Raw genomic sequence first — 18,082 nt, 5'->3', positions numbered from 1 at the left:
AATCAAATGTACCGAAAAGGCAACAAAAGTTATAATAAAAAATGTGACAACAACTAATTTGACAAACCTCTTAGAAAAGAAAGCTAATCTGTAAATTGTTGCATCTCGATTAATTTGCGGTATAATCCTTCACGTTGTATCAGCTCACTATGGCTACCTACTTCTACAATCTTTCCAGCTTCAATTACCACAATTATATCCGCATTCTGAATGGTACTTAAGCGATGGGCAATGACAACCGTTGTTCTATTGTCCATTAATTTATATAAGGAGTCCTGTACCAATTTTTCAGATTCGGTATCTAGCGCAGAAGTCGCCTCATCAAGAAGCATGATCGGTGGATTTTTTAAGACAGCCCGTGCGATACAGATCCGCTGGCGTTGGCCACCCGATAATTTACCGCCCCGATCACCAATGTTGGTCTGATAGCCATGTTCTGTTTTCAAAATAAATTCATGCGCATTGGCAATCCGTGCAGCGGCTTCAACCTCTTCCTGGCTGGCAGAAAGATTAGCAAATGCTATATTATTGAAAATCGTATCATTAAACAAAATAGACTCCTGATTGACGACACCGATCATGTCCCGTAAAGAATCCTGGTTTAAATCCCGTAAATCAGTACCATCAAACAAAATTTGCCCTCCAGTGACGTCCATAAATCTCGGGATCAAATCAACCAAAGTTGATTTCCCTCCACCTGATGGCCCTACCAATGCAACAACCTTCCCTTTTTCTATCGTCAAATCGATGTTCTGGAGAATCTCTTTATCTTTGCTATACGAAAAATTGACCTGGTTAAATACGATATTCTTCTCAAAGCTTTTCACAAGCTTCGCGTCGGCGCGATCTTTCACTTCCGTCCGTTCATCGATCAGTTCCAATACGCGTTCGCCCGCAGCAAGACCATTATGAATACCGCTAAAAGAATCTGTTAGCGCCTTTGCCGGACGCATTACCTGTGAAAAAATAGCGATATAGGCAATAAATGCGGGAGCAGTTAAGCTCTGGTCACCTGAAAGCACCAAATGACCGCCATACAATAGAATAATAGCCACCATAATTACCCCCAGCAATTCGGAAACAGGTGAACTTAACTGTTGTCTTTTGGCCATGGAACGGCCAATATTTGCGTAACGCTCGTTCTCATTATGAAACCTGTTCTTAATAAAGGAGACTGCATTGAAAGCTTTGATAATCTTAATCCCAGACAATGCTTCGTCCAAATAGGAAATCATATTTCCATACGACTCCTGTGCTGCATGCGCTTGACTTTTGAGATTCTTAACGATTCTTGCGATAAAAAATGCAGAGACGGGAATGACCAAGAGTGAAAAGAATGTCAATTGTGCAGAGATATTAAAAAGCATCACAATATAGGCGATCAATTGCAGGGGTTCCTTAAAAACCACCTGTAAAGTGCCCGTCACAGAATACTGCACGACTTGTACATCGGACGCAACTTTAGAAACAATATCTCCTTTTCGCTGCCCCGTAAAATAGCCAACATGCAGATCCATTACACTATCAAATACTGCTCTACGCAATTTGAGCAAAGTATGAATACGGAAATTCTCCATAATACGCTGACAGAAATAACGAAACAGATTACTGATAAATACGGAGCTCACAATTGCAATACAGACCCTTTGCAATGCGCCATAGGCACCAAACTGCTCATTTGCTACCGATGCATAGTAATTGAACCAACCTAAAATATCTGTATACGTTTCAGGTTTCACGACTTCAACAGCAGCTTCACAAGCTTCTTTTCCTGTTTTAAAAAGTGTATGGAGTAATGGAGCAAGCAATGCTAAATTCAAAGTGCTAAATATAACCGTGATCAGCGTGCAAATTACATAGGGGATTGCAAATTTCTCAATGGGTTTAGCAAACGATAAGAGCCTAAAATATGTTTTCATTTATTTTGAACTAAGACAAATTACCTTTATACGAAAAGTCATTCGTCGGTCTCTCCTCTACCTTTCAGATTTTTGACGAGGAAATTGAACAAAAATAACAAATTAATCAAGAAAAGCACATATCCTGGTAAGGGACTATAAAATTGTTGCATCTCAAGACTAAAGCATTCAGCTTGTTCAGCTTGAAAAATCGATAAAAAAATCTCCTTTTATATAGATAATTCCCTAATTTAGCCTTATTCAAATACCAAATTTATTAAAATAAAATGCAAATAGACGTTGCCAAAAGATTGCAGCATACTGAAGAATATTATTTCTCCAAAAAATTAAGAGAAATAGATGAGTTAAACAAGCAGGGTGCGCGTGTAATCAACCTAGGAATTGGAAGTCCAGACTTGCCCCCACACCCGGAGGTGATCGAGACATTAAATACGAATGCCCAACTTCCAAATGTGCATGGCTATCAAAATTATAAAGGCGCCCCCGCCCTACGACAAGCCGTTGCAGATTGGTATCAACGTTATTATAACGCGACTTTTAATCCCAATACAGAAATATTACCCTTAATAGGATCAAAGGAAGGTATTGTGCACATCTGTATGACCTATCTTCAGGAAGGAGACCAAGCACTTATACCCAATCCTGGCTACCCAGCTTATGCTGCTGCAGTGAGATTGAGTGGTGCTGAAGCGATCACCTATAATCTTACACAAGAGAAAAATTGGCTTATTGATCTAAATGAGCTCAAAAAACAAGACTTGTCAAAGGTTAGACTGATGTGGATAAACTATCCTCATATGCCAACAGGTGCCTCGGCACCCGATGCATTTTATCAAGAGCTGATTCAATTTGCCAAAGAGCATAATATCCTGATTTGCCACGATAATCCGTATAGCTTTATTTTGACAGATACGCCAAGAAGCATTATGAGTATCCCTGGCGCGAAAGATGTAGCCATTGAGTTGAATTCGCTGAGCAAGTCTTCCAATATGGCGGGATGGCGAATTGGTGTGCTCGTGGGTGCCGAAGAACGTATAAACCAAGTACTCCGTTTCAAAAGCAACATGGATTCAGGTATGTTTTTACCTGTTCAGCTAGCTGCGGCAAAAGCCTTACAACTTGATGCCTCCTGGTATGCTGATCTAAACAAAATTTATGCTGAAAGACGTCAACAGGTGTATGAAATTATGGATTTGCTGGACTGTTCTTATCAAAAGGACCAAGTAGGTCTATTTGTATGGGCACGCATCCCTGAAAAATACAAGGATGGTTATGCCCTAAGCGATGCTGTTTTGGACAAGTCACGGGTATTTATTACACCGGGTGGAATTTTCGGAGACAAAGGCGATCAATATATACGCATCAGTCTCTGTGCCACAGTAGAGGTACTCAAAGAATCAATCCAGCGCATTAAAGATAATTTCTAAGACATTCGATATCGGGGCAGCTTAACTGCTTTGAAATTATCGATAGAATAATTGATCGACAAACAACCAGGGTATAAAGCGTTCGGTGTATAACATTTGAACAAAAATACGCTTAATATAATTGTTTACATATGAACATTGCCATTGTAGGCGTAGGCTTGATCGGCGGCTCAGTCGCCATTCGCCTAAAAGAAACAAAATTCTGCGACAAAATTATCGGTGTAGATAAGAGTCAAAAGAACTTAGATAAAGCGATGCACATCGGCTTCATTGACGAAACAGCAAGCTTAGAAGATGCGATTAAGAGCTGTAAAGTATTGGTGCTCACAATTCCTGTCGATGCCATTTTACATGTTGTTCCTCAAATCTTGGATCTGGTTACAGATCAGGTCGTCATTGACATGGGATCGACAAAAACAAATATTCTCAACAAAATCAAGGATCACCCTAACCGGGGGCGTTACGTTGCAGCCCATCCCATGGCCGGCACCGAGTATTCGGGGCCTGAGGCTGCAATACCGGGCTTATTCAAAAGCAAGATGATGGTCTATGTCGAAGCATTTAAAACTGATGAGGATGCTTTCGAGATCGCCGATGCCATCACCGACCAATTGGAGATGCGCAGCTGTTTTATGAATGCGGACGAACATGATGTACACACTGCTTATGTATCACACATCTCTCACCTAACCTCTTTCGCCCTCGCCTTAACGGTATTGGAAAAAGAGAAATCTCAGGGACGTATCTTTGAGCTGGCAGGATCGGGATTTGAATCTACAGTACGCCTGGCCAAAAGTTCGCCCGATATGTGGACACCTATTTTCAAGCAAAATCGCGAAAATGTACTCGAAGTACTCGAAGAACATATCAAGCAGCTTCAATCCCTGCACGATTCTATTGCCACGGAGGATTATGACAAATTGCACAAACTTATTACCCGTTCCAATAAGATAAAAAGGATCATTAAATAAAGGGTGCTCTAGTTAAAGCAGTAGATAAAAAAAGTCCACTTTTTGGTGGACTTTTTTTATTCATCTTCCAATTCATTGAATTTATCCAGGTCGGCTTTTGCCCCGATAGGATCTCCCAATTTTTCGCGAATTGCTGCGCGATATGAATACAAATCAGAATAATATGGATTCAAATCGATCGCTTTCGAGTAATCTGCCAGTGCGCCTGGTAAATCCTCCAACTTTTCATTCAAATCGGCTCGTAATGAATACACATAAAAATCTTCCGGATTGAGCGTAACAAGGCGGTCAAAATCCAATAATGCTTCCTCAAAATTTCCCAACCGCTCAAACAAAGATGCCCTTTCTTCGTATACGATCGATGAATCACGATCTATTTCCTCCGCTTTGGCATAGTCTTCCAGCGCACTTTGGTAATTACGATAGGATTCAAACACTTTAGCGCGAAATATATAGGCGGCAGAACGATTCTCATCAAGAGCAATAGCCTGATTGAAATCAGACAATGCCAATTCAAAACAGGTCAATTTCAGATACAAACTTCCTCTAAAAACAAACAGGTTGCTATCCTTGTTATCGGATTCCGCAATAGCAGCAGAATAAAGACCGATTGCTTTTAGATAGCTATAGCAATGAACATATTCAAGTCCCAATGAATTTATTTCGTCAGTACTCAGCTGCTTTGGCTTCGATTCCAGCTCTTGAATAACCAAATTATCGGCCTCAAAGTAAGTGAGTTCAGCTTGATTCTCCGCCCATTCCAATACACTATGGTAATTAAAATCCAGTCTCTTGGCAATCTGATAATCATAGAAAGCACCTTCGTCTTCATCGATGAGTCGATAAACTAAACAACGGCTCGCATAAAAAAATGGCTCCTCTTTATACTGTTCGATTGCGCTTGTAAACGTTGCAATAGCTTGGTCATATGCCGCTATTTTAAAATAATAAAGCCCCAAATAGCTATAGGCAAGTGCATGATTGGTCAAAGCAATCGCCTGCTCAAGTAAAGCGACAGGATTGCCATCGCCACTGATTCCGACATTAAATCCTTCCAATGTAGATCTAATCGCGCTCTGTTGGACGGTATCTAGCCAATTAGCGGAAAAAGATGAACTCGCTTCCGGAAAAAATGATGAAATAGGTAAAAAAGAAAACTTAGCAAGAAGTACGGGTACTGGCAGTGTAAAATCTGATTCCACAAAAGTATTATTTTGTAGAATAACAGCTAGATTTGAAAACATATGCTTCATACCCAAAACTAAGCTAAATTTCATTACAAAAGAAATCTAACGGGAGATCAAGTATTATAATCGGGTATTCTTATCAACTAATTTCACCTGTCAGGTATAAGTATTTATAACGGACAATATCCCTCGAATTTGTAAATTTGATTAATTTTTCCTTTTTGAAAACATAATTGGAAACCTTCTCTTCCATCAAACGCAGGAACTCAACAAATTCAGCAAAAAAGTCTTGACGTTCTCCTGGTGTAAACTGGCTGTTTTTTACAATCCAAAAGAATTGCTCTTCATTTACATGGAAAGATACCTCATTCTTCTTTTCTTTTCGAAAAATGAAGATTGGGTCATTTTCTTGGTTAATAAATAAAGCAAAGCCTGTATTTCCACCATCCAAATTAACAACAAAAGCAGAAAAATGGACAGTACCGATCTGTAAATTTTCCAGACAAATTAATTTATGCAACATCAGGTTGACAATTAGATCACCTAAAATTATTAAGTTTTTATTAAAAAACAAAAAAAGGCCCACAAAATAATTGTGGGCCTTTTGTATTCGACGTAAATCTTATTAGAATGTAAATTTCACAGATGCATTCCAGGTTCTGCCTTGTCCGATCAACACAAAATTAGACGTGTCAATACCGTTCCAGCTGTTATTTACATCAGTAACTAAATTACTCGAAGTAGCTTCCGAAATATAGAACTTATTCAACACATTGTTCATGTTGACACGGAAACTCATGCTGTTCTTATCACTTACTTTGACATTGTAAGAAAGACCGGCATCCAAAAGATTGAAAGACGGTAATTTCATATAGCGTCCATAAGTTTGGCCATCTATTACTTCTCTACGATAATTCGATGCATACAAACGCTCATAGTATCTGTAGTTTGCGTCAACAGACAAACCCTTAAATACTTTATATTTAGCACCAAATCCATAAGAAGTTTGCGCTGCGTTACCAACATGTTCACCGGTTAAGTTAACCTGAGAACGTCCCAATTCGACGCGGTTATCGTTACGTATAACAGAGTTTACTGCACCATCGTATTTCCAGTCACCTATCGATAAAAACCCTGTTAGGCTTAATTTTTCGATTGGGCGGGCCTCAAAATCAACTTCTACCCCTCTATGCACCTGTTTTACACCGTAATTAGTTGTATATAAATAGGCACCTTCGACCAAAATACCAGGATCATTTGTTGGATTGTATTTTTTCACATCATCTGCCGTCGCCAAACTCGAACTACCCGTAACACGGTTTTCCCAAGTTGTGCGGTAAACATTCACATTCACATCCAAGAATCGAGAAGCAAATTTATAACCAGCCTCTAAACCAAGGATTTTTTCATTTTCAGCATTTTCATTAATATCATTTGCAAAATTCATGAAAATATTGTTTTGATAAGGCTGACGGGAATAGTACCCCGCATTACCAAAAACACTATGATGTCCCAATGTATAACTTACACCACCCTTCGTATTGTAGCCAAAGTTGTTTACGTCTTTAGAATCCTCATTACCTGGCGTGTATTGAAAATAATCAGAACGTTTGTTTTGTTGTTCGGAAACCGATCCTTGGAAAAACGCTGTAAAGCCATTTTTCGCATATTCCAATTGACCGAACAGACCTCCGTAACGGATGTATTGATTGTAATCCCAAGCTAAACGATCTTCACGTGAATCAGGCTTACTTGAGAAAGCTTTCCAAGGGTTCGTTGAGTATGTATTGGTAACCAATGGCTTATTAGGAAAATTAACATTACCGCCTAATACAACACCATTTGTATTTCCAAGTGGATCAGTCAATTTACGATAGTGTGTACCTTTATAGTCCCTTACATCAAAACCGACATTGAAATTCAAGGATTCTGAAAGTTTACGGTTATAGTTAGAAACTATACCAAACCATTGGTGATTGTTCACATCAGCAGCTAAATATTTGCCTGTATTATATTTATCACTTCTTAGCGATTGGCCACCCCCAGCAGCTAACGATGCGTAAACGACAGTTGACAAAGATGATTTATCATCAATCGTCCAGTCCCAGTTCAAGTTGGCTACTGGCTTATGATAAAAGTTCTTTTGTGCATTCATCATCACGCCGTTTGCATCCTTATAATTGTCGTTATAACGTCTGCCATTAGCGAGATAGTTAGACAATTTTGAGGTATAGCCTTGGTTGTGCCATTGTGGTGCACCCGTTACCATAAAGTTCAGGTTGTGCTTTTCATTCGCTTTATATCCAACAGACAAGAAATAACTTTGTCCAGCACCTTCTGTATGATCCATATAACCGTTACCTGACCACTGTGTAAACATAGCCGAAACAGCAAAACCGTTTTTCATCAGACCGGTATTGTAACCTACCGTTGCCTTCATAAACATATCGTTACCAACAGTGGTACGAACAAAACCACCCTCTTTCATTGCAGTGGATTGTGTCACGTAATTTACGGTTCCGCCGACAGATGAAATCGCTAATTTAGACGATCCCAAACCACGTTGAATCTGCACTAAAGAGGCAATATCTGTAAGTCCCGACCAATTTGACCAATATACACTTCCATTGTCCATACCATTGATAGGCTGACCGTTCAACAAAAATGCTGTATTGGACTGATCAAAACCACGTGTTGTCATAGAAGACTCACCAAAACCTTTTGCCTGACCAGTGATATAAACCGAAGGGGTATTAGCTAATGCTGAAGTAATATCCTGTGCTCCTACCCGTTCCTCTAAATCCTGCTTACGGATCGTCGAAACGGCAATCGGTGTCTTTCTTCCTGCCGCAATATCGATAACCCCATGACCGACAACAACAACCTCATCCAAATTTGTTGAAGATCCAGCCGTAAAAATTGGATTGATATTCAACGATTCCCCCGATTTCAGCATGATGTTTTCGAAAACAACAGGCGTTTCGCCAATGTAAGTTACCTCTACTTTGTAGGGGCCTCCTTCTTGAAGATTTGAAATTTGAAATTTTCCTTGGGCATCGGCTGAGCCACTTACTACTTGTCCACTTGGGATGTGGGTAATTTTAATGGTTGCTCCTTTAACCGTTTGTCCAGTAGCTTCTTTGACAACTCCTGAAACCGAACCAGTATTTGCTGTTTGACCTTGAACGGCACTATAACTAGCAAAAACAAGGGCAAAAAAAAGTAAAGACTTTTTCATGTTAGATGTGATTGTTTTGTTTTTGTGCCGCAAAATTAGGAATTGATTGTCTTTTTAACTAATTTTAACAATACCAATATGATGCAGTATCTCTATATAGAAAGAATAAATTTTAATCTTCCACAGAAAAACAGCAAATTTCAGCAAAAAGAGGCAATAAAAATACAGCATACATAAAATAAATACAATACATCCATCCTATTCATGAAAAAACATCAAAAATAGTCAGAATAATATTTTGTCTGTTTTGAATAAATCAAAACTTATCAATTTTACGATTTTTATGAATTGCATACAAGATTTTATAGCTTATCCCCATGCGGTGCTAAAAATTGTTTCTTTCAATCCGTCGTTTCCACCTACCTCCTTTTCTTCCCACAACAGCTGAAATAAGCCTATAAATAATTAACTTTAACTAATTTAAAAAATATGTTATCCATAGAACAAGCTTATACAGGCATTCTTGAACCGGAATTAATCGCTGAAATAGCGGAAAACGCGCATATAAAAACGTTCCGTGAAGGTGATCTCATCATTGATACCAATCAATATATCAAGGCGATGCCTCTCCTCTTGGATGGGGCAATAAAAATTGTCCGGGAGGATGAAGATAAAGGCGAATTGTTGCTCTACTATCTGGAAAAAGGTCAAACCTGTACAATGTCGATAGCCTGTTGCCTCGGGAATAAAAAAAGTGAAATTCGTGCGCTCGCAGAAAAAACAACGACTGTAGCCATGATTCCAAATGAGCTTGTCAACCTTTGGATGGGAAAATACCCTTCCTGGCGAAATTTCATCATATCAAGCTATTCAAGCCGTATGGACGAAATGTTACAAGCTGTTGATAGTCTAGCTTTTTCCAATATGGAAGAACGCATCATCAACTATTTAAAAGCCAAAGTGAAGCTGAATGACGACCGAATACTCACCCTTACGCATCAGGATATCGCTTCCGATTTAAATACATCCCGAGTCGTTGTCTCCCGAATTTTAAAAAAACTGGAACAGGAAGATAAAATAGTGCTGCTACGTAACGAAATTAGGGTATTGGTGGAATGAGCAAAACATTTGTATCTTTAGTTATACGTAAATTTCAAGAGCAATTAATGTAATTTTTAGATGAAGATAGAAAAATTAGGATTTATAGGATTAGGAAACATGGGGTATCCCATGGCTAAAAATCTAGAAAAAGCAGGATTCCCCCTTTCTGTTTACAATAGAAACAAGGCTAAAGCAGCAGGCTTTGAAGAGCAATCAATTATCAGAGAAGATATAGGTGAATTAGTCGATCATAGCGATATTATATTCTCCATGCTCACAAATGATGAAGCGGTCAACGAAGTTTATGAAAAAATCCTCCAAAGGGAGATCAAGGGCAAATTATTTGTCGATATGAGTACAATATCTCGTGAACGCTGTATTTCAATAGCCACTAAGCTAAAAGAAAAAGGCGCTGCTTTTATCGATGCTCCCGTTGCCGGCAGTACCAAACCAGCGACTGAGGGTACACTTATTATTATGGTGGGTGGTGATCCCGAAGACCTTCATCGCGCCCGACCATACCTCGAGCAGATGGGAAAATCGATCAAACATCTCGGCGCAAATGGCCAGGGAATCGCAGCCAAACTTGCGATCAACTATTTCCTTTCGACGATCTACCAAGGTCTCGCGGAGACGATCCTATTTTCAGATAAACTGGGAATTCAACGAAGCGATATGCTCGAAATCATCAACGATAGTGCCAGCGGCAGTGGGGCAACAAAAGTGAAAACACCATTATTGGTGGAAGAAAACTACAGTCCTGCATTCGCGCTAGACCTTATGCTGAAAGATATTCGACTGGCTCAACAAGCCGGTGCTGACTATCCCCTCCTCAAGACCTTACTCGAAACCTACGGGAAAGCACAGGATCAAGGTCTCGGACAGCTCGATGTCATTGGTATCATTGAATCCATCAAGTCGTAGCTTCAGGTTGGCGATAGTGAAAAAAATGTACATTGAAAATTATATTTAGTTGAGATGGACTCCAAATTAGGTTCATTTCTGATCACACAAAATAATAAGCGGAACAAATTATTTACAGATGAAAACAGTTATGACACTATTGGTGCTTACTATGGTCACCATGACTACGCAGGCCCAACAATTAAAACAGGTTTCTTACCAGGATGGTGAACAAAAACTCAATGGCATAGTAACCGCCAATAGGGCAAAAAAAGGCCCTGCTGTCTTAATTCTTCCGGCATGGAAGGGAATTGACAACGAAGCGAAACAAGCTGCATTGCTTCTTGAAAAAGAAGGTTACATCGCGTTCATTGCCGACATCTACGGTGAAGGAAATATTCCCTCGGACAACACCGCAGCTTCGAAAATTGCCGGTCACTACAAGACAGACTATAAAGCTTATCAGCATCGCATAATGCTCGCATTGGAACAACTGAAAAAAGAGGGTGCGGATCCGACGAAAATTGCTGTCATCGGCTATTGTTTTGGAGGTTCAGGAGCCTTAGAAGCAGCGAGAGCCGGCTTCCCCGTCAATGCAGTGATCAGTATCCACGGAGGCCTATCCAAAGCTGCCGACAGACCCAATGGTTCGATCAAAACAAAAGTACTCGTTGAGCACCCAGCAGCCGATAAAAGCGTATCAAAAGAAGATTACGATGGGTTGGTCAAGGAATTAAATGAAGGAAAAGCAGACTGGCAAATAATTACCTACGCAAATTCGGGACATACGTTTACGAATCCCGAGTCAGCCGAATATAACCCCGTAATGGCTAAACGTGCCTGGGAGCACACCTTATTATTTTTGAAAGAAGTATTAAATTAAATAGCAAAGTCAACAACAGCAATATCGACCCAAATGAATTATAACGCGAAACTGCACATTTATCCGATTATCATTCAGTTGTTGATATTGCTGTTATATAGTCCCAGCGCAGCATCGCAAACAGTAAAATCGCTAACAATAGCTAGCCCAACGCATGCAGTTCTTTTTCTAACCAATGAGTCCGATAAATCAACTGATTTTATCATGCGTCTACACGAAAAAAATGCTGCTGAGATTTTCAAATTAGTACCTTATAGCACAACAAAGTTACTGGTCACAAAAACCGATGCAAAAAAACTCACATTCATCGTTAAAAATCACCAGTGGACCATCGACGTATTGTCATTGAAGCAACGTCATGCCATGATCTTGTTTGATGGATTAGCCAAACCCAAGATCATATACGATAGTAATACCTATCTGGCAGCAGCCAAACCGATATTAAACACCAGCACACAAATTGCGTCAAAGAAAGCTTCTGCACAATATAATGCCTCACATTTCTTTGACTCAATCGCACAAGTTCAATTTATTCCATCCGGGCAATATGCAGCGGCTATTATCGCAAATTCCGCTCTTCCTCTTTATTACAGTCAGCGTAAAAATAAATGTGACGGCACTTATGTAATGCAGCAGTTTTCGGACGAAAATGCGGTGCAATCCGGTGCAATTATGACGACTGTATATGAAGAAGGCAAAGAGATCACATCGAACAATCTTTCCGGGGGAAATAATTATTACAACAAAAGATGCTATAATCAATTCGGACTTATCGACTCCATACAGTACCTTCGAAATAGTAAGTGGAGCAGCAGTACAATTTACCGGTATCTCCCAAATACCATTGTTTCCTACGATCCTACATTTGAATCGGCGATGATTTATCACTTGAACAGTAAACTCCAGGTTATAAAAAGTGAATCCATTCATTTTGTCTATCAACGGAGAGACTGGACCATTTACACTTATGATCAACAGAATCGAATTACTGAAGAGATTTCGGGCAGAAATGATCAAAGAGAAAGTCGCGTCCGCTATCAATATGATAGTCCGGAAACAAGTGACTACTCGCTGCGCCAAACCTTCGATCAAAGCGATCGACTGACAGCCGAAATCAAGCGATCGTACCGAGCCAACGAAACGATTGATGAGTTTTATTATGAGGGTGTATTACAACAAAAATCTATTGTAAAAGATCTCGGAAACTGTGCCTACGAAAGCTTGATCTATAACAAAGAGGGAAAGTTAACAGCGAAATATATACAGGCAAAGAAAACCAACTAAACGAACTGAAAAACTGCACTAAGCTCAGACAATAAGATTCTTGATTTTGACAAAAAAATATTCGACGAAATTCGGCAAAAAACACATTTCTGCACTAATTTTGATAGCGATACATAAACGTCAAATTGAGAAAAAGAAAACTGATCAGTCAACTTCATCCCATACTCTATTTTATTGCAGTATGGGCGAGAAGAGTGCAGCGCAAAGCCGTTTGGCTATTTGATAATAAGAAATACAGCACAGCTAAATCAACTGAAAAACTTCCCTTTCGTATTAAAAAGCATCAGTCTGTCTTATTAAAAAAACTAGGCGAAAATAATATGCAATTGCAGATTAACAAAGTTACCAACCTGAAAATTGCAGCAGCACAGATTAATAGCATTCTGATCAGACCGAAGGAAACCTTTTCATTTTGTAAACTCGTTGGACTACCCACTGTAAAAAAAGGATATCTGCCCGGCATGGAGTTATCCTTTGGTGAAGCAAGAGCGGGTATTGGCGGTGGAATCTGTCAAATATCCAACCTCATCCATTGGCTTGTTATCCATAGTCCACTCACCGTCAATGAACGTTATCACCACTCTTTTGATCCATTTCCGGACGATGGCCGTGTTTTGCCATTCGGTAGTGGAGCTACCGTCTTTTATAATTACCGCGACTATCAATTCACCAACAACACGCCTTACACCTTTCAAATAAATCTCTGGTTCACAGACAAATGTTTAGAGGGCGAATTAAGAATTGATCAAGAACTGGATTTTGCGTACCATGTCGTTGAAAAAGAACATCAATTTCTTAAAATAGACAATCAGTTCTTTCGGAAAAATGAGATTTGGCGCGAGAAATTTTTAAAGTTTCAGGGTGGAAAGATTTTGGAAACCGAACTTTTGACCAAAAATTTTGCCCGGGTTACCTATCCCCCTGTTGAATACATTGAAATTAGTGCCGATCAAAATCCGGCCGATTAATTCAACAAGCTAATGATCGAAAAATGACGGATATGAAAAGTCCTCTTTTTTGTTTAAGTTTGGTCTGGCTTTGGGGGTATTCTGTATAGAATTGAGATAGTCCCTTTGAACCTGATTCGGTTTATACCGGCGTAGGGAAAAGCAAAAATCCACTGTACAGCATACTCCTTTACTGCACAGGCTATCGCTCTTCTTCCCTCCAAGGCCGCACAGTATATCTTAGCATATGTAAAAAAATGGAAGATTCAATTATCAATTTATTAGAGCAGCTGAGGGTCGAAAAACCCCTTGTACACAACATCACAAACCTAGTCGTGATGAACAATACTGCCAACGCACTTTTAGCCCTAGGAGCGTCCCCTGTGATGGTACACAGCCCATTAGAAGTACGCGAGGTTGTCGATATTGCACAAGCTCTTGTCATTAATATCGGCACCTTGAGTGAAGATACTGCCGAAGCTATGCTGGTTGCTACCGAACATGCCAATACCATTGGACGGCCATGGGTACTTGATCCTGTTGGTGCTGGGATATCAGCATTCCGCAATGATTTATTATCCAATCTACTGGATCTCAAACCCACGGTTATTCGTGGAAATGCATCAGAAATCATGACGCTGTACAATTTCAACCAACCGAACACAAAGGGAGTCGACAGCACGACAGCGAGTAAAGATGCCCTCCGATTTGGCCAATTATTGCAAGAGCAAACCGGCTCCATTATCTGTATTTCTGGAGAAGTAGACTATATCCTTTCACAGCAATACCGGGTTGAAGTTTTTAATGGCAACCCTTTAATGACACAGGTAACTGGACTTGGCTGTAGTGCTACTGCGCTTATTGGTGCATTTCTAGGTGTTACAGACCAATATTTTGAAGCAGCTGTTGCCGGTGTATCCATTTTGAGCTTAGCGGGAGAACTCGCTGCCCAAACAGCAGCTGGACCGGGCACCCTGCAATTGAATCTCTATGATGAACTCTATCAGCTCAATGCAGAACGTCTAAAATCAAAGCTCAAGATCAAACGCTATGCGCATTAATCCGCTTTTTCCCTACCCTTTATATTTGGTAATTTCTGAGCGGGACTGTTATCCTCAAAATTGGCTCAATGTTGCCGAAGAAGCCATTATTGGCGGAGTCGATCTTATACAATTGCGCGAAAAGGCTGACGATCCGGCCACATTTTTGGATAAAGCCATCCGTTTGAAAAAACTGACCGATCATTATGGTATTCCGCTCGTGATCAATGATGCCGTAGCAATCGCTGCCCAAATCGAGGCATGGGGAGTACATGTGGGTCAAAATGATTTGCAGCCGCTCGCTATTCGCGAAAAATATGGTGATAAATTAACCATAGGCTGGTCCATAGAAGACATGCAACAACTGGAAAGTGAACAAATGTACACCGTCGACCACCTTGGTGTAAGCCCCATTTTTTCTACGAAAACAAAAGTAGATACGGTTACTGAATGGGGAATTGCGGGTTTAAAACAACTTCGGAGTAGGACGGAAAAACCATTGATCGCTATCGGAAGGATGAATTTACAAACAGCAGAAGAGACCTGGAATGCCGGTGCAGACTCCATTGCAGTCGTTTCGGCCATATGCCAAAGTCAAGATCCCAGAGCTGCCAGTGCACAACTAAAAGAACTATTAAAATGACAAAAGATAAAAAATACCGCGTCCCTACCGTACTCAGCATTGCGGGGTTCGATGGTAGCGGTGGTGCAGGTATACAAGCAGATACCAAAACCATATCTGCATTAGGTTGTTATGCCATGAATGTGTTAACTGCCTTACCCGTTCAGAACACACAAGGTGTAAGACGTATTTATGAAATTCCTACAGCAGCCGTCCAGGACCAATTGGATGCTATTTTTGACGATATCTATCCCGATGCAATCAAAATAGGAATGGTACACAATATTGAACTTGTGGAGCTTATTAGCAGCTATTTAAAAGAATATAAAGGGCCTATCGTATTTGATCCAGTCATGGTCTCGACCAGCGGGCACAAGCTCATTCACGATGATACAATTCAGGCCTGCATAGAACTTCTTTTTCCTTTAGCAACGCTGATTACACCAAATTTAGACGAGGTAAGTGTTTTAGTAGACGAAGTTATTGACAATGTCGAGAAGATGAAAAAAGCGGGAAATAGCCTATTGGCGAAAGGTTGTCAATCCGTTTTGATTAAAGGCGGGCATCTCCAAAGTCAAGAATTAACATCCCTGTTGTTCCAGCACAAGAATCCACCAATTGAATTCAAATCTCAAAAAATTAACAGCAAAAATACACATGGTTCCGGTTGTTCGCTTTCTTCAGCAATTGCGAGCCATTTGGCACAAGGCGTTGGTCTCGAGAGCGCGGTTGAATTCGCATTGGCCTATATACACGCAGCAATAGCTGGTAGCAAAGACCTCGTCATTGGCAAAGGAAATGGGCCATTAAATCACTTCCATAATCCGATTAAACTTATTCAATATGAACTGGACTGATCATGCCTGGGAATCCATAACAGCTATTTATTCTGATATACTTACTATGCCATTTATTGTTCAGCTTAGTGATGGTAGTCTTCCCCTGGATAAATTTCAATTTTACATGCAGCAGGATGCTTTCTATTTAGAAGAATTTGGCCGTGTGCTCGCCTTTATAGGTGCAAAAAGTGCGGATAACCAACAAGCATTGGACTATTTCGAATTTGGTCGCAATGCGCTTCTTGTTGAACGGGCATTACACGAAAATTACTTTCGGGAATTTGGTTTAAGTCCTGCCGACAAGAGCAACAAAATCGAACCAACCTGCCATCATTATGTCCATTTTCTTAAAAGCGTAGCCGCTTTCGAGAGCATTGAGGTCGCTATGGCGGCAACACTCCCCTGTTTTTGGATTTATAAGGAGGTCGGAGATCACATTGTATCGACAGCAAATACACAGGGAAATCCCTATTCCAAATGGATAGAAACCTATAGCGGTGAGGATTTTGCACAGGGCGTTATCAAGGCGAAAAACTACGTTGACAAAATTGCTGCAGAAACTACTGCAACAAAACGGGAGAAGATGCGACAAGTATTTATAACAGCTTCCCAATTAGAGTATCAATTCTGGTTAGCAGCCTACAAACGAAGGGTATGGTAAACAAACTATTGTCCGATACCGAACAGTTGATGTTCAAAAATGAGCATTAACGAAAATAGCACTCAGGAACAAAACTAGTGTTAATCAGTATTTTAAACGGATTTAAAGTTTTGGCATTACTATTATACTATAGGTGGCAGTTAACAATAGAGCGTGTGCATAAGCACATAAGAAACGATAAAAAGGGAAATTAAAATGAAACTTTCAGTAACAATAAATTTAAATTAATAATAGAAAAATAATGAAAAGAATCTTAACCATTGCCTTTATTTCATTTTTATATGTAGCTCAGGCACAAGAACGCGAAACACGCAAGATCACTGCTCCAGATGGCATTTCATCGGCAACTTCATTACGTGTAGATTATATTCACTCTAATCGCAACGAGGTTGTTGTTGAAGCAGATAATCCGGAGCATTTATCCCTTATCGAAACGACTGTAAAAAACGGTACACTCTATGTACAGTATAAAAGAAACAGTTCTGTCAGAAATGCGAGAAACAATCGCGTAACTGTTTACTCAAGCAAGATACCAACACGTTTTTCGGCATCTTCTAGCAGTTCAATTCATACCGATGAAACAATTAAGGCCGATAAAATTTCTGTTGACGTATCTTCTTCAGCAAGCATATCCCTTAAAAGATTAATTGCGGATGATATAAGCCTTTCAACAAGTTCTTCGAGTAGTTTAACAACGAATGTGAGCAGTAAAAATTTGCAGGTATCTGCAAGTAGTTCGTCCAGCCAAGACATTTCGGGAAGTGCTTCAAATTTAAATTTGAACACCAACTCATCGGCATCGGTTGATATGAGCCGTTTCTCAACAACAAATGCCCAAATACAAGCGAATTCGTCTGCAAATGTAACGCTCAGCGTGAAAGAAAACTTACAGGGAAAGGTTTCTACATCTGCCAGAATTGCGTTAAAAAATCAACCAAAAAATGTCCAAGTTGACAAATCAACTAGCGGCAGAGTAGTACTATAATTTTTAGTGTGGTCTTTAATAAAGACTGTTTGTTTATGTTTAATGTTTAGTTAGCTTAAAGGTGATACATACCCCAGTATCACCTTTGCTTTTATCAACCTTTTTGCTCACACTTCTCCTTCTCCTTCTCCTTCT

The 18,082-nt window shown here is 39.9% G+C and carries 16 protein-coding genes and 1 riboswitch; of the genes, 12 read left to right on the top strand and 4 right to left on the bottom strand.

Going from position 1 to position 18,082, the window contains the following annotated elements:
• Window positions 1-83: 83 nt before the first annotated feature.
• The gene (locus B4N43_RS11965; protein WP_120332599.1) at window positions 84-1,919 is read right to left on the bottom strand and encodes an ABC transporter ATP-binding protein; all 1,836 of its coding nucleotides are present in this window, start codon (window positions 1,917-1,919) and stop codon (window positions 84-86) included.
• Window positions 1,920-2,185: 266 nt separating this feature from the next.
• Between B4N43_RS11965 and B4N43_RS11960 the strand changes: the two genes are divergently transcribed.
• Together B4N43_RS11960 and B4N43_RS11955 are read left to right on the top strand one after the other, a co-directional pair.
• Window positions 2,186-3,346 carry a pyridoxal phosphate-dependent aminotransferase gene (locus tag B4N43_RS11960; protein WP_286734884.1) on the top strand — a complete coding sequence of 387 codons (1,161 nt, stop codon included), beginning with the start codon at window positions 2,186-2,188 and terminating at the stop codon, window positions 3,344-3,346.
• A gap of 131 nt (window positions 3,347-3,477) precedes the next feature.
• Window positions 3,478-4,317, top strand: a complete 840-nt coding sequence (locus B4N43_RS11955; RefSeq protein ID WP_286734882.1) for a prephenate dehydrogenase — start codon at window positions 3,478-3,480, stop codon at window positions 4,315-4,317.
• A 56-nt stretch (window positions 4,318-4,373) separates the two neighbouring features.
• On the opposite strand, the gene B4N43_RS11950 is transcribed toward B4N43_RS11955, so the two are convergent.
• From B4N43_RS11950 to B4N43_RS11940, 3 genes are all read right to left on the bottom strand, one after another.
• Window positions 4,374-5,594: a tetratricopeptide repeat protein gene (locus B4N43_RS11950; RefSeq protein ID WP_286734880.1), complete on the bottom strand. Its 1,221-nt coding sequence runs from the start codon at window positions 5,592-5,594 to the stop codon at window positions 4,374-4,376.
• Between the two features lie 49 nt (window positions 5,595-5,643).
• Complete coding sequence (locus B4N43_RS11945; RefSeq protein WP_088162243.1) at window positions 5,644-6,027, bottom strand: hypothetical protein; 384 nt, start codon at window positions 6,025-6,027, stop codon at window positions 5,644-5,646.
• Between the two features lie 102 nt (window positions 6,028-6,129).
• Window positions 6,130-8,742, bottom strand: a complete 2,613-nt coding sequence (locus tag B4N43_RS11940) for a TonB-dependent receptor (protein ID WP_286734877.1) — start codon at window positions 8,740-8,742, stop codon at window positions 6,130-6,132.
• Between the two features lie 429 nt (window positions 8,743-9,171).
• Here B4N43_RS11940 and B4N43_RS11935 point away from each other — a divergent pair, with 429 nt between their 5' ends.
• From B4N43_RS11935 to B4N43_RS11890, 10 genes are all read left to right on the top strand, one after another.
• Entirely contained in the window at window positions 9,172-9,801 is a 630-nt protein-coding gene (locus B4N43_RS11935) for a Crp/Fnr family transcriptional regulator (protein WP_075993423.1), read from the top strand.
• Between the two features lie 60 nt (window positions 9,802-9,861).
• A complete protein-coding gene (locus tag B4N43_RS11930) occupies window positions 9,862-10,707 on the top strand; it encodes an NAD(P)-dependent oxidoreductase (RefSeq protein ID WP_286734874.1) in 846 nt (281 codons plus the stop codon).
• A gap of 118 nt (window positions 10,708-10,825) precedes the next feature.
• Complete coding sequence (locus tag B4N43_RS11925; protein WP_286734872.1) at window positions 10,826-11,569, top strand: dienelactone hydrolase family protein; 744 nt, start codon at window positions 10,826-10,828, stop codon at window positions 11,567-11,569.
• A 33-nt stretch (window positions 11,570-11,602) separates the two neighbouring features.
• Entirely contained in the window at window positions 11,603-12,853 is a 1,251-nt protein-coding gene (locus tag B4N43_RS11920) for a hypothetical protein (RefSeq protein WP_286734870.1), read from the top strand.
• Between the two features lie 125 nt (window positions 12,854-12,978).
• On the top strand, window positions 12,979-13,821 hold the full coding sequence (locus B4N43_RS11915; RefSeq protein ID WP_286734868.1) for a VanW family protein: 843 nt from the start codon (window positions 12,979-12,981) through the stop codon (window positions 13,819-13,821).
• 62 nt (window positions 13,822-13,883) lie between these two features.
• Window positions 13,884-13,976, top strand: a riboswitch (TPP riboswitch).
• An 81-nt stretch (window positions 13,977-14,057) separates the two neighbouring features.
• On the top strand, window positions 14,058-14,861 hold the full coding sequence (gene thiM / locus B4N43_RS11910; RefSeq protein WP_075993426.1) for a hydroxyethylthiazole kinase: 804 nt from the start codon (window positions 14,058-14,060) through the stop codon (window positions 14,859-14,861).
• Window positions 14,851-15,483: a thiamine phosphate synthase gene (gene thiE / locus B4N43_RS11905; protein ID WP_075993427.1), complete on the top strand. Its 633-nt coding sequence runs from the start codon at window positions 14,851-14,853 to the stop codon at window positions 15,481-15,483. The genes thiM and thiE overlap by 11 nt, the downstream gene beginning before the upstream one ends.
• Window positions 15,480-16,319 carry a bifunctional hydroxymethylpyrimidine kinase/phosphomethylpyrimidine kinase gene (thiD, locus tag B4N43_RS11900; RefSeq protein ID WP_286734863.1) on the top strand — a complete coding sequence of 280 codons (840 nt, stop codon included), beginning with the start codon at window positions 15,480-15,482 and terminating at the stop codon, window positions 16,317-16,319. The genes thiE and thiD overlap by 4 nt, the downstream gene beginning before the upstream one ends.
• The gene (tenA, locus tag B4N43_RS11895) at window positions 16,306-16,962 is read left to right on the top strand and encodes a thiaminase II (protein ID WP_075993429.1); all 657 of its coding nucleotides are present in this window, start codon (window positions 16,306-16,308) and stop codon (window positions 16,960-16,962) included. The genes thiD and tenA overlap by 14 nt, the downstream gene beginning before the upstream one ends.
• Before the next feature lie 241 nt (window positions 16,963-17,203).
• Window positions 17,204-17,947, top strand: coding sequence for a GIN domain-containing protein (locus tag B4N43_RS11890; protein ID WP_075993430.1), 744 nt, complete (start codon window positions 17,204-17,206; stop codon window positions 17,945-17,947).
• Window positions 17,948-18,082 lie beyond the last annotated feature (135 nt).

The sequence above is a fragment of the Sphingobacterium sp. UBA1897 genome, assembly GCF_002337775.1.
GTDB classification, from domain to species: domain Bacteria; phylum Bacteroidota; class Bacteroidia; order Sphingobacteriales; family Sphingobacteriaceae; genus Sphingobacterium; species Sphingobacterium siyangense.
The sequence above is the reverse complement of the archived record's forward strand: the minus strand, read 5'-3'. Positions and strand labels throughout refer to the sequence as shown.

Coding starts and splice junctions, on each gene's coding strand:
- B4N43_RS11965 (WP_120332599.1), bottom strand. CDS start 1,919: ATGAAAACATATTTTAGGCTCTTATCGTTTGCTAAACCCATTGAGAAA.
- B4N43_RS11960 (WP_286734884.1), top strand. CDS start 2,186: ATGCAAATAGACGTTGCCAAAAGATTGCAGCATACTGAAGAATATTAT.
- B4N43_RS11955 (WP_286734882.1), top strand. CDS start 3,478: ATGAACATTGCCATTGTAGGCGTAGGCTTGATCGGCGGCTCAGTCGCC.
- B4N43_RS11950 (WP_286734880.1), bottom strand. CDS start 5,594: ATGAAATTTAGCTTAGTTTTGGGTATGAAGCATATGTTTTCAAATCTA.
- B4N43_RS11945 (WP_088162243.1), bottom strand. CDS start 6,027: ATGTTGCATAAATTAATTTGTCTGGAAAATTTACAGATCGGTACTGTC.
- B4N43_RS11940 (WP_286734877.1), bottom strand. CDS start 8,742: ATGAAAAAGTCTTTACTTTTTTTTGCCCTTGTTTTTGCTAGTTATAGT.
- B4N43_RS11935 (WP_075993423.1), top strand. CDS start 9,172: ATGTTATCCATAGAACAAGCTTATACAGGCATTCTTGAACCGGAATTA.
- B4N43_RS11930 (WP_286734874.1), top strand. CDS start 9,862: ATGAAGATAGAAAAATTAGGATTTATAGGATTAGGAAACATGGGGTAT.
- B4N43_RS11925 (WP_286734872.1), top strand. CDS start 10,826: ATGAAAACAGTTATGACACTATTGGTGCTTACTATGGTCACCATGACT.
- B4N43_RS11920 (WP_286734870.1), top strand. CDS start 11,603: ATGAATTATAACGCGAAACTGCACATTTATCCGATTATCATTCAGTTG.
- thiM (WP_075993426.1), top strand. CDS start 14,058: ATGGAAGATTCAATTATCAATTTATTAGAGCAGCTGAGGGTCGAAAAA.
- thiE (WP_075993427.1), top strand. CDS start 14,851: ATGCGCATTAATCCGCTTTTTCCCTACCCTTTATATTTGGTAATTTCT.
- thiD (WP_286734863.1), top strand. CDS start 15,480: ATGACAAAAGATAAAAAATACCGCGTCCCTACCGTACTCAGCATTGCG.
- tenA (WP_075993429.1), top strand. CDS start 16,306: ATGAACTGGACTGATCATGCCTGGGAATCCATAACAGCTATTTATTCT.
- B4N43_RS11890 (WP_075993430.1), top strand. CDS start 17,204: ATGAAAAGAATCTTAACCATTGCCTTTATTTCATTTTTATATGTAGCT.